An 11,222-nucleotide genomic window follows, 5' to 3' on the forward strand; every position below is an offset into this window, starting at 1 on the left:
CGGGCGGCCGCGCTGTGGGCGCCCCCGGCGACCAACCCGGAGGGGCCGCTGGTGTCGCTGCGCACCTGGCCGCACTGGGGCGCGCTGATCGGTCGGGCCCGGATGAGCGCCTTCGTCCGGGTCTTCGCCGAATGGAAGATGGCCGCACCCCAGGAACCCCACCTGTACCTGGCGGCCCTGGGCGTCGACCCCGCCGTCGAGGGCACCGGACTGGCCCGGGAGCTGCTGTCGGCGGGCCTGGACCGGGCCGACGCCGAGTACACCCCGGTCTTCACCCAGACGCTCGACCCCGCCGTCGTGGCCTTCTACAAGCGGTTCGGCTTCGAGGTGGTCCGCGAGGTCGAGCACCCCGGGATCGGCACCAGCCACTTCCTCTCGCGTGCTCCGATGTGACGGGACGTCGCCAAGGGTCTACGCACAGCCGCGTCACGCGCCTAGCATGAGCCGTGACCCGGACCCGGCTCCACGGGAATGAGGCGGCGCGCATGACCCCCACGACTCCGGCGGACGTTGGCGTCCGCACCGCGACGATGAACGACGTTGCGCGTCTGGTCCGCGTCCTGGGGCGCGCCTTCCAGGACGATCCGCTCTTCCGGTGGTTCTTCCCCGACGGGGAGGACCGCCTCGCCAGGAGCATGCGCGTGTGCGCGCTGAACGCCGGGTTCGGCCACGTACCGGGCGGAACGGCCTGGGTCCACGAGTCGCGGGAGACCGCCGGCGGGACACCGGTGATCGGTGGGGCGGCGCTGTGGACGCCGCCGGGCGAGACGGCGGAGGGACCGTTGACCGCGCTGCGTTCGCTGCCCCACTGGGTGCGGCTGATGGGGGTGGCGCGGGTCCTCCGGGTCTTCCGGTTCCTGGGGGCGGTGCGGGCCACGGCTCCGGAGGAGCCGCACTGGTACCTGGCGGTGCTCGGCACCGATCCGGCGGTGCAGGGGACGGGTGTGGGCTCGCGCCTGCTGCGCGACGGACTGGCCCGCGCGGACGCCGACGGGGTCCCGGTCTACCTGGAGACGATGAACCCCGCCAACATCGGCTTCTACGAGCGTCACGGCTTCCGGGTGGTGCGCGCGGTCAACGAACCGTCGGCGCCCCCGACCTACTGCATGCTGCGCCCCTTGGCGGTCTGACCCGCGCACGGCCGAACCCCCGACCGGCGCGTCGACCGGCGGTGGTCAGGCGGACAGGGAGCCGACCACCAGATCGCGCGCGGCCCGGCCGTAGTCGGCCGCGGACAGGTCGGGATCCCAGGCGCGCTGGAGGATGTACCCCTGCACGAGGCCGAGCAGCACTCGCGCCGTGGCCGCCGGATCCACCCGTTCCGGGATCTGGCCGTCGGCCCGCCCGAGCTCCACCCGGGCGCGCAGCTGGTCGAGCACCCCGTCGAGCCCGGCGCTCAGCGCGTCGCGCAGCGCCGTGTCGCGCAGCGCCTCCCCCCAGGCCTGGACGGCCAGGCGCGTTCGGGAGTCGGCCCGGTCCATCGCCTCGATCGTCGCGGGCAGCTCCCCGACGAGCTCCGGGAACGGTCTGCGTCGCGCGATCGACTCGCGGACGACGTCCTGCACCGCGCCGATCGCGTCCAGGGCGATCGCGACGATGATGTCGTCCTTGCCCCGGAAGTAGCGGTAGACCGCCCCCGGGGACAGTCCCGCCTCGTCGATCACGTTCCGCATGGACGTGCGGTGGAAGCCGTCCCGGGCGAAGCAGGCGGCCGCCGCCGGCAGNCGGCGCTGCGCCAGGTAGGCGTCGGAGACTCGTGGCATGCGCACATCGTAGAACGAACGACCGTTCTTGACAGGCGCACCCTCCGCGGGGGATTCTAAAAAGAACGAACATTCGTTTTTGGAGATGCCATGACCGACGTCCTCATCGTGGGAGCGGGCCCGACCGGGCTCGCCCTCGCCACGCGCCTGCACGACCTCGGTGTCCGCGTACGGATCATCGACAAGCACGACGGCGTCCTGGAACTCACCAAGTCCGCCGCGCTGCACGCCCGCACCCTCGAGCACCTGCGCGACCTCGGCGTGGCGGACGCCGTCCTGGCCGAGGGCCAGCGCGTGGACGTCCTCGCCCTGCGCACCGGCCACCGTGACCGGATCGCCGTGGACTTTCGCACCCTCGCGGACACCGCCTATCCGTTCATGGTCGACATCCCCCAGGCGCGGACCGAGCACCTGCTCATCGACCGGCTCGCGGAACGCGGGGTACGGGTCGAGCGCGGCACCGAGTGCGTCGCGATCGAACAGCGCACCGACGGGGTGCGCGCCACGGTCACCGCCGACGGCCGGTCCCACACCCTGGAAGCCCGCTGGCTGGTCGGCTGCGACGGGGCGAGGAGCACCGTCCGCGGACTCCTCGGCATCGAACGGACCGGCGCCCCCTACGCCGACGACTGGGTGCTGTGCGACGCCGTCGTCGACTGGCCCCTGCCCCGGAACGAGATGACCTTCTCCGGGGACACCGAGGGGATCTTCGGCGTCTTCCCGCTGCCCGGTGACCGCCGCTACCGCCTCGCCTACACCGCCACACCGGGTGTGGAGCCGAGCATCGAGGACGCCCAGCGCTGCATGGCCCGCACCGGCATCGAGGGGACCATCCACGCCGTCGACGAGTTCTGGACCTTCTCCCTCGCCCACGAGCAGGCCGTCCGCTACCGGGGCGGGCGGGTGTTCCTGGCCGGGGACGCGGGGCACGTCCACACCCCGTTCGGCGGCCAGGGCCTCAACCTGGGCGTCGGCGACGCGATGAACCTGGCCTGGAGGCTGGCCGCCGTCATCGACGGCGCGGACGCCGGACTGCTCGACGGCTACCAGGACGAACGCCACCCGGTCGCGGCCGAGGTCATCGCCTTCACCCACCGGGGCGCCCAGGCCATGCTGCTGCGCGGCGACCCGCGCCGCCATCTGCGCGACGCGGCGCTGACGCTTCTGCGGTCCTCCGACCGCGCGCGACGCGCACTCGCCCGCAGGTTCTCCCAACTCGACCACCGCTACCGCCGCGCCTCGGGCACCGGGGGCCGCGCGGGCGACCTGGTGGGCGGTGACCGGCTGCCGGACCCGGAGTTCTTCGACGGGCTCACCCAGCGCACCCGCCGCCTGCACGACCTGCTGCCGCACGACCGGCACACCCTCCTGCTCACCGATCCCGCACAGGCCGAGGGGCTGTCCGTGCCCGACTCCTGCGCCGTCCGCCTCATCACCCCGGACTGGGCAGCGGCCCACACCACGCGGGGCGTCGCGACCGCGCTCGACCGGGGGCGCGCCACCGCCCGCCTGCACGGCTCCGCCTACCTCGTCCGGCCCGACCGGCACATCGCCCGGATCGGTTCGCCCGGGGAACTGACCTCCGCCCCGCCCGTGCCCGCCGCCCGCGAGGAGTCCCGATGAACACCCCCGTCGTCCCGCTCCCCCTGGGCGCGTCCGCCGCCTACGCGATCCGAGGCGAGCGCACCGTCCTCGTGGACACCGGTTTCGCAGGAGGCGAGGACCGGTTGCTCGGCCGCCTGGCCAAGGCGGGGATCGCCTCCGCCTCGATCTCCCTCATCGTCCTGACCCACTGCCACCCCGACCACGCGGGAGGGGCCGCCGCGCTCCGCCGACGGCTGGGGGTCCCGGTGGCGGTGCACGAGGCGGAGAGGGAGTGGGCGGAGTCCGGGACGAGTGAGCTCTACACGCCGTTGAACCCGTTCGGAAGGATCCTGCGGCGCACCCTGGACACCGGGTTCCCGGCGTTCACCCCGGACGTGGTCCTGGGCGACGGCGCCGACCTGGACGCCCACGGGGTTCCGGTGGACGTGCTGCACACCCCGGGGCACACCCCCGGTTCGGTGAGCCTGCGGCACCGGGAGAGCGGGGAGGTCCTGGTCGGGGACCTGCTGGCCGGGAGCATGACGCGGCGCGACCGCCCCGGGCTCCCCTTCCTCGCCCAGGACACCGGGCGACTGCGGCGCAGTGCCCGCCGGGTCCTGGACGCACGGCCCACGCGGTTCCTGTTCGGGCACGGACGACCGGCCTCGGCCGCCTCGGTCCGCCGTTTCCTCGACTCCGGCTGAGGCACCCGGACACCCCTGGACGACCGGACGGCTAGCGGGGACCCGTGACCGCCCGGGACACGCGAGGGGCCGCGCCCCCGGTGTTCACCGGAAAGGAGCGCGGCCCCGTGCGACGCGTGGGATCGGCGGTCAGCCGATGCCCTTGCTGAGCGAGCCCAGCAGGTCGCGGTTGAGCTGGGAGATGGTGTCCAGCGGGATGCCCTTCGGGCAGACCGCGGCGCACTCACCGATGTTGGTGCAGCCGCCGAAGTCCTCCTCGTCGTGCTGGTTGACCATCTTCACCACGCGCGAGGCCCGCTCGGGCTGCCCCTGCGGGAGCATGCCCAGGTGGGTGACCTTCGCGGCGGTGAACAGCATGCCGGAGGCGTTCGGGCAGGCCGCCACGCACGCGCCGCAGCCGATGCAGGTCGCGGCGTCGAACGCGCGGTCGGCGTCCGGCTTCGGGATCGGGTTGGCGTGGGCGTCCGGGGCGGTACCGGTCGGGGCGCTGATGTAACCGCCCGCCTGGATGATCCGGTCGAAGGCGCCGCGGTCCACGACCAGGTCCTTGACCACCGGGAACGCCTTGGCGCGCCACGGCTCGACGGTGATGGTGTCGCCGTCCTTGAAGCTGCGCATGTGCAGCTGGCAGGTGGTGGTGACCTCCGGGCCGTGGGCCTCGCCGTCGATCACGACACCACAGGCACCGCAGATGCCCTCACGGCAGTCGTGGTCGAAGGCGACCGGGTCCTCGTCCTGAAGTGTGAGCTTCTCGTTGAGGACGTCGAGCATCTCCAGGAAGGACATGTCCGGCGAGACGTCCGAGAGCTCGTAGTTGACCATCCGGCCCTCGTCGCCCGGGCCCTTCTGGCGCCATACGCGCAGGGTGATGTTCACTTGTAGCTCCGCTGCTTCATCTCGACGTACTCGTACTCCAGGGCTTCCTTGTGGAGCACGGGCTTGCTGTCCTGGCCCCCGAACTCCCAGGCCGCGACGTAGGCGAACTCGTCGTCGTGACGCAGCGCCTCGCCGTCCTCGGTCTGGCTCTCGGAGCGGAAGTGGCCGCCGCAGGACTCGCGGCGGTGCAGGGCGTCGATGCACATGAGCTCGCCGAGCTCCAGGAAGTCGGCCACGCGGCCGGCCTTCTCCAGGGCCTGGTTGAGCTCGTCGTTGGTACCGAGCACCTTGACGTCGCGCCAGAACTCGGCGCGCAGCTCGCGGATGCGCTCGATGGCCTTGGTCAGGCCCTCCTCGTTGCGCTCCATGCCGCAGTAGTCCCACATGATGTGGCCGAGCTCCTTGTGGAAGGAGTCGACGGTGCGGGAACCGTTGATGGAGAGCAGCTTCTCGATCCGGGAGGTGACCTGCTCCTTGGCCGCGGCGGCGTCCGGGTGGCTCTCGTCGAGCTGCTCGAACGGGCCGTCCGCCAGGTAGTCGTTGATGGTGTTCGGCAGGACGAAGTAGCCGTCCGCCAGACCCTGCATCAGCGCGCTGGCGCCCAGGCGGTTGGCGCCGTGGTCGGAGAAGTTGGCCTCACCGGTCACGAACAGGCCCGGGATGGAGCTCTGCAGGTCGTAGTCGACCCACAGACCGCCCATGGTGTAGTGCACGGCCGGGTAGATGCGCATCGGAACCTCGTACGGGTTCTCACCGGTGATGCGCTGGTACATGTCGAACAGGTTGCCGTACTTGGCCTCGACGGCGGCCCGTCCCATGCGCTTGATCGCGTCGGCGAAGTCCAGGTAGACGCCCAGACCGCCGGGGCCGACGCCGCGGCCCTCGTCGCAGACGTTCTTGGCGGCGCGGGAGGCGATGTCACGCGGCACGAGGTTGCCGAAGGCCGGGTAGATGCGCTCCAGGTAGTAGTCGCGCTCGTCCTCGGGGATCTGGCGCGGGTCGCGGTCGTCGCCGCCCTTCTTGGGCACCCAGATGCGGCCGTCGTTGCGCAGCGACTCACTCATCAGGGTCAGCTTGGACTGGTAGTCGCCGCTGACCGGGATGCAGGTCGGGTGGATCTGCGTGTAGCACGGGTTGGCGAAGAGCGCGCCCTTGCGGTGCGCCCGCCAGGCGGCCGTGACGTTGCAGCCCATGGCGTTGGTCGACAGGAAGAACACGTTGCCGTAACCGCCGGTGGCCAGGACCACGGCGTCGGCGAAGTGCGTCTCGATCTCGCCGGTGACCATGTCGCGGGCGATGATGCCGCGCGCCTTGCCGTCCACGACGATGACCTCGAGCATCTCGTGGCGGGTGTTCATCTTGACGGTGCCCGCCGCGACCTGGCGCTCCAGGGCCTGGTAGGCGCCGATCAGGAGCTGCTGCCCCGTCTGGCCGCGCGCGTAGAAGGTACGGGAGACCTGGACACCGCCGAAGGAGCGGTTGTCGAGGAGGCCGCCGTACTCACGGGCGAAGGGCACGCCCTGGGCGACGCACTGGTCGATGATCTCGACCGACGTCTGCGCCAGGCGGTAGACGTTCGACTCGCGGGATCGGAAGTCGCCGCCCTTGACGGTGTCGTAGAACAGCCGGTGGATGCTGTCGCCGTCGTTGCGGTAGTTCTTGGCCGCGTTGATGCCGCCCTGCGCCGCGATGCTGTGCGCGCGGCGTGGGCTGTCCTGGTAGCAGAAGGACGTGACGTTGTAGCCCGCCTCGCCCAGGGTCGCGGCGGCCGAGGCCCCGGCCAGACCGGTGCCGACGATGATGACGGAGAGCTTGCGCCGGTTCGCGGGGTTGACCAGCTTGGCCGAGAAACGGCGCTTGTCCCAGCGCTCGTTGATCGGGCCCTCGGGCGCCTTCTCGTCCCGGACGGGCTCGCCCTCGATGTACAGGTCGTTCTCAGACAATTAGCTCACCAGTCCAAAGGTGACCGCCAGAGGCGGGAGAAGGAAGCCGACGGTCACGACCAGCGCGATGGTCACGGCCACGGCGTTGATCTTGCCCTGGCGGCTGGCCTTGTTGGCGCCGAGCGTGGCGGCGCCGCTCCAGATGCCGTGCCGCAGGTGGAAGCCGGCCGCGATGACCGCCGCCACGTAGAACAGGGTCACGTACCAGAACTCGGGCTGGAAGCCGTTGACGAGCCGTTCGTAGGGGCTGTCGGAGGCACCGCCCGGAGCGATGACGTTCACCGTCAGGTGCAGGATGTGGAAGATCACGAAGAGCGCGATCAGGACGCCGCCCCAACGCATGGTGTAGGAGGCGTACGAACGCTGAACGCGCTTGGTCACCTGGTATCGGCGGACGCCGCCGCGCGCGCGGTTGTCGCGCGCGGTGAGGACGACCGCGCAGTAGATGTGGATGAGGACGCTCGCCAGGAGGACGAGGCGCGCGATCCAGAGGAAGCCCTCATGCGGCAGGAGCGGGTAGCCGAGCTCGCGGAGTCCCTCGGCGTAGCCGTCGAAGGCCTCCTGGCCCATGAAGACTTTGAGGTTGCCGTACATGTGCGCGATCAAATACAGCACAAGGATCGCACCGGTGACCGCCATCGCTGACTTGAGCGCCACCGTGGACCCGTAGGCCGTAGACCGCTTCTTGGTCAAGGTACTGTTCGCCACAGCCTGCCACTTTAAAATCGAGTTAAGTCTGACGTCCAAGTCATCAGGACGCTGGTGTCCATAGCTCTAGGCTATGGAGCATGCAGTTCCAGCAGCTCGCGTACTTCGTCGCGGTAGCCCGTACACGCCATTTCACCCGCGCAGCCGAGCTTTCGCGCGTCGCGCAGCCGAGCTTGAGCAAACAGATCCGCAGCCTTGAGCGGGAGTTGGGCGCACCGTTATTCAGTCGTGCCAGGGGAAACATCACACTCACTCCGGCGGGTGAGGCGCTCCTGCCGCTGGCCCAGCGCATGCTGACCGACCTGGAGACGGCCCGCCGCGAGGTGGCGGAGCTGGCCGGGGTCCGCAGGGGCCGGGTGCGGCTGGGCGCGACCCCGTCCCTGTGCGCGGGGCTGCTGGCCGACGTGCTCGCGGACTTCCACACCCGCTTCCCGGGGATCGAACTCCAGGTCGAGGAGAGCGGTTCGCGCGACCTCATCCGCGACCTGGGCCGCGGCGAGCTGGACCTGGCGCTGATCATCCTCCCCCTCCAGAGCAGCGATCCGGACTTCGCCACCACGCCGATCCTGCGGGAGAACCTGGTGGTGGCCAGCCCGATGAGCCAGCCCTCGCCGAACGGCCGCGCCTCGATCCGCATCACCGAGCTGGAGGGCCGCCCCCTGGTCATGTTCCGGCGGGGTTACGACGTGCGCGAGGCCACGCTGCGCGCGTGCCGGGCCGCCGGGTTCGAACCCGAGCTGGCCGTCGAGGGCGGCGAGATGGACGCCGTGCTCCGGTTCGTGGAGGCGGGCCTGGGTCTGGCGGTCGTGCCGAGCATGGTGCTGCGCAACCGTCCCGGCCTGCGCGGAACCCCTCTCGCGCGTCCCCGCCTGCTGCGGACGGTGGCGCTGGCGCACCGCAAGGACGTGGAGCCCTCGCACTCGGCGGACGCCTTCCGCCGCCACCTCAACCGGTACCTGCTGGGTCTGACGCCGCAGGAGCTGGGACCGGACCTGGAGGTGCTGATCTCGGCCACGGACGCGGGCGCCCCCGGGGAGGTTCCGGACGACGACGAGGGAGCGGACACCGGGCCACGAAACCGAAAAAAGGGCCGAAGCTAACAGGTTCCCCTCAGTTCACCCCAATACCACAACGGGTGAATTTTCCAAAAAGACCATTTGCGACAAATAACGCAAACGGCACCAAAACCCCAACCCAGAGTGGCGTATTTCACACACGTCCACCCCACGTTTCTTCGGCACTGGAACGTGACCGTGATCACAGCACCCTAACGTTGCGTTGCAGACCGGCTTCGCTACTGCTTCTCCCCAGCCGTCCAGCACGCACGGAGAGCGGCCGCGGCCACGGGGAGCACGACGGCCCGCCCGTGCGCCCGGGGCTCTCCACAGAGAGGTGGAGACCACGGTGACCTCGACCGAAAGAGCGCGACCGGGCAGCGGCCGGGCGCGCATCGCACCGCGCACACTGCGCACCGACCGGTGGTGGCTCGGCCCGACCCTCACCACACTGGGCCTGGCCGCCTTTCTCGTCTACGGAACCGTTCGCGTGTTCCAGCAGGACCACTACTGGGTCCAGGAACACCACTACCTGACCCCGTTCTACTCGCCCTGTCTGGCGCAGCAGTGCGCCCCGGACGCGGCCCTGTTCGGGCGGCTCCCCTTCGAGTTCCCGCCCCTGATCCCCTACGCCCTGGTCAGCCTGCCGATCCTGCTGCTGTTCCGGGTGACCTGCTACTACTACCGCAAGGCCTACTACCGGTCGGTCTGGCAGGCGCCCACCGCCTGCGCCGTGCGCGAGCCGCACCGCTCCTACACCGGCGAGACCCGGCCGCTCATGCTCCCCCAGAACGGCCACCGCTACTTCTTCTACGCCGCCTTCGCCATCACCGCGATCAACACGTGGGACATGGCGGTCGCCTTCGCGCACGGCACCGACGGCGGTTTCGGGATCGGCGTCGGCAACCTGGTCATGCTGCTCAACGTGCTCATGCTCTGGGGCTACACGCTCAGCTGCCACTCCTGCCGCCACGTCTTCGGCGGGGGCCTGCGCACCTTCCGCACCCACCCCGTCCAGTACTGGGTGTGGACCCGGCTGTCCACGCTCAACAACCGGCACATGTACTTCGGCTGGTTCAGCATCGCCACGCTCATGGCCACCGACGCCTACATCGCCCTCGTCGCCAGCGGCACCATCACCGACCTGCGGATCCTCAACTGAGCCCCGGGGAAGGAAGACACCGGCACATGCCCTCCACAACAGAACCCGACATCACCCGGTACGGCTACGACGTCGTGGTGATCGGCGCGGGCGGAGCCGGGCTCCGCGCCGCGATCGCCGCCCGCGAGCAGGGGAAGCGCACCGCCGTCATCTCCAAGTCGCTGTTCGGCAAGGCGCACACCGTCATGGCCGAGGGCGGGGCCGCCGCCGCGCTCGGCAACGCCAACCCGGACGACGACTGGCGGACGCACTTCCGCGACACCCTGCGCGGCGGCAAGTTCCTCAACGACCCCCGCATGGCCGAACTCCACGCCCGCGAGGCGCCCGAGCGCATCCTGGAGCTGGAGTACTGGGGCGCGCTGTTCGACCGCACCAAGGACGGGCTGATCAGCCAGCGCAACTTCGGCGGCCACGAGTATCCCCGCCTCGCGCACGTGGGCGACCGCACCGGCCTGGAGATGATCCGCACCCTCCAGCAGCGGGTCGTGGCGCTCCAGCAGGAGGACGCGGCCGAGTTCGGCGACCCGGACGCCCGGCTGCGGGTCTTCGCCGAGACCGCCGTCACCAGGCTGCTCACCGAGGGGCCCACCGACGGCGGGCCCGGTCGGATCCTCGGCGCCTTCGGGTACCGGCGCGTGGACGGCGGCTTCGTGGTCTTCGAGGCGCCCACCGTCATCCTGGCCACCGGCGGGATCGGCAAGGCGTTTCGCACCACGTCCAACTCCTGGGAGTACACCGGGGACGGGCACGCGCTCGCCCTGCGCGCCGGGGCGTCCCTCATCAACATGGAGTTCGTCCAGTTCCACCCGACCGGGATGGTCTGGCCGCCCTCGGTCAAGGGCATCCTCGTCACCGAGTCCGTACGCGGCGACGGCGGGGTGCTGCGCAACTCCGAGGGCACCCGGTTCATGTTCGACTACGTGCCCGACGTGTTCCGGTCGCAGTACGCCGAGACCGAGGAGGAGGCCGACGGCTGGTACGACGACCCCGCGAGCCACCGCAGGCCGCCCGAACTGCTGCCCCGCGACGAGGTGGCTCGGGCGATCAACAACGAGGTCAAGGAGGGCCGGGGCTCCCCGCACGGCGGCGTGTTCCTGGACGTGTCCTCACGGCTGCCCGCCGAGGAGATCCGCAAACGGCTGCCGTCCATGCACCACCAGTTCAAGGAGCTGGCGGACGTGGACATCACCGCCGAGCCCATGGAGGTCGGACCCACCTGCCACTACGTCATGGGCGGGGTGCGCGTGGACGCCGACACCGCCGCCTCCGACGTGCCCGGGCTGTTCGCGGCGGGCGAGGTCGCGGGCGGGATGCACGGGTCCAACCGGCTCGGCGGCAACTCCCTGTCCGACCTGCTCGTGTTCGGGCGGCGGGCCGGGCTCGGGGCGTGCGGCTACCTGGACTCGCCCGACCGTCCCGAGCCGCGG

At 70.8% G+C, this 11,222-nt stretch carries 11 protein-coding genes; 7 read left to right on the plus strand and 4 right to left on the minus strand.

Going from position 1 to position 11,222, the window contains the following annotated elements; all coding sequences use genetic code 11:
* The coding region (locus D471_RS0101590) for a GNAT family N-acetyltransferase (RefSeq protein WP_017597003.1) at positions 1 to 393 on the plus strand (393 nt) is incomplete at its 5' end.
* Positions 394 to 485: 92 nt separating this feature from the next.
* Entirely contained in the window at positions 486 to 1,130 is a 645-nt protein-coding gene (locus D471_RS0101595; RefSeq protein ID WP_017597004.1) for a GNAT family N-acetyltransferase, read from the plus strand.
* Between the two features lie 45 nt (positions 1,131 to 1,175).
* On the opposite strand, the gene D471_RS0101600 is transcribed toward D471_RS0101595, so the two are convergent.
* Positions 1,176 to 1,763 (minus strand): TetR/AcrR family transcriptional regulator, encoded by a 588-nt coding sequence (locus D471_RS0101600; RefSeq protein WP_017597005.1) that lies wholly within the window; start codon positions 1,761 to 1,763, stop codon positions 1,176 to 1,178.
* A 90-nt stretch (positions 1,764 to 1,853) separates the two neighbouring features.
* Between D471_RS0101600 and D471_RS0101605 the strand changes: the two genes are divergently transcribed.
* Both D471_RS0101605 and D471_RS32540 read left to right on the plus strand, forming a co-directional pair.
* Positions 1,854 to 3,386, plus strand: a complete 1,533-nt coding sequence (locus D471_RS0101605) for an FAD-dependent monooxygenase (RefSeq protein ID WP_017597006.1) — start codon at positions 1,854 to 1,856, stop codon at positions 3,384 to 3,386.
* On the plus strand, positions 3,383 to 4,051 hold the full coding sequence (locus D471_RS32540) for an MBL fold metallo-hydrolase (RefSeq protein ID WP_017597007.1): 669 nt from the start codon (positions 3,383 to 3,385) through the stop codon (positions 4,049 to 4,051). Before D471_RS0101605 ends, D471_RS32540 begins: the two co-directional genes overlap by 4 nt.
* Before the next feature lie 129 nt (positions 4,052 to 4,180).
* Here the strand turns inward: D471_RS32540 and D471_RS0101615 are convergent, their stop codons facing one another.
* From D471_RS0101615 to D471_RS39000, 3 genes are read right to left on the minus strand one after another with little or no spacing between them, the layout of a single operon-like run.
* Positions 4,181 to 4,927 carry a succinate dehydrogenase/fumarate reductase iron-sulfur subunit gene (locus D471_RS0101615; protein ID WP_017597008.1) on the minus strand — a complete coding sequence of 249 codons (747 nt, stop codon included), beginning with the start codon at positions 4,925 to 4,927 and terminating at the stop codon, positions 4,181 to 4,183.
* On the minus strand, positions 4,924 to 6,870 hold the full coding sequence (locus D471_RS0101620; protein WP_017597009.1) for a fumarate reductase/succinate dehydrogenase flavoprotein subunit: 1,947 nt from the start codon (positions 6,868 to 6,870) through the stop codon (positions 4,924 to 4,926). The genes D471_RS0101615 and D471_RS0101620 overlap by 4 nt, the downstream gene beginning before the upstream one ends.
* Complete coding sequence (locus D471_RS39000; protein ID WP_086002991.1) at positions 6,871 to 7,527, minus strand: succinate dehydrogenase cytochrome b subunit; 657 nt, start codon at positions 7,525 to 7,527, stop codon at positions 6,871 to 6,873. It lies immediately after the preceding gene.
* A 131-nt stretch (positions 7,528 to 7,658) separates the two neighbouring features.
* Here D471_RS39000 and D471_RS32545 point away from each other — a divergent pair, with 131 nt between their 5' ends.
* The 3 genes from D471_RS32545 to D471_RS0101640 form a co-directional block, all read left to right on the plus strand.
* The gene (locus D471_RS32545; RefSeq protein WP_083924015.1) at positions 7,659 to 8,678 is read left to right on the plus strand and encodes a LysR family transcriptional regulator; all 1,020 of its coding nucleotides are present in this window, start codon (positions 7,659 to 7,661) and stop codon (positions 8,676 to 8,678) included.
* A gap of 304 nt (positions 8,679 to 8,982) precedes the next feature.
* A complete protein-coding gene (locus tag D471_RS0101635) occupies positions 8,983 to 9,795 on the plus strand; it encodes a hypothetical protein (protein ID WP_026127310.1) in 813 nt (270 codons plus the stop codon).
* Between the two features lie 26 nt (positions 9,796 to 9,821).
* Positions 9,822 to 11,222, plus strand: a 1,401-nt coding sequence (locus D471_RS0101640; RefSeq protein ID WP_017597013.1) for a fumarate reductase/succinate dehydrogenase flavoprotein subunit, incomplete at its 3' end; no start/stop codon positions are given.

It is taken from the genome of Nocardiopsis lucentensis DSM 44048, from assembly GCF_000341125.1.
Classification (GTDB): Bacteria; Actinomycetota; Actinomycetes; order Streptosporangiales; family Streptosporangiaceae; genus Nocardiopsis; species Nocardiopsis lucentensis.

Coding starts and splice junctions, on each gene's coding strand:
- D471_RS0101595 (WP_017597004.1), top strand. CDS start 486: ATGACCCCCACGACTCCGGCGGACGTTGGCGTCCGCACCGCGACGATG.
- D471_RS0101605 (WP_017597006.1), top strand. CDS start 1,854: ATGACCGACGTCCTCATCGTGGGAGCGGGCCCGACCGGGCTCGCCCTC.
- D471_RS32540 (WP_017597007.1), top strand. CDS start 3,383: ATGAACACCCCCGTCGTCCCGCTCCCCCTGGGCGCGTCCGCCGCCTAC.
- D471_RS32545 (WP_083924015.1), top strand. CDS start 7,659: ATGCAGTTCCAGCAGCTCGCGTACTTCGTCGCGGTAGCCCGTACACGC.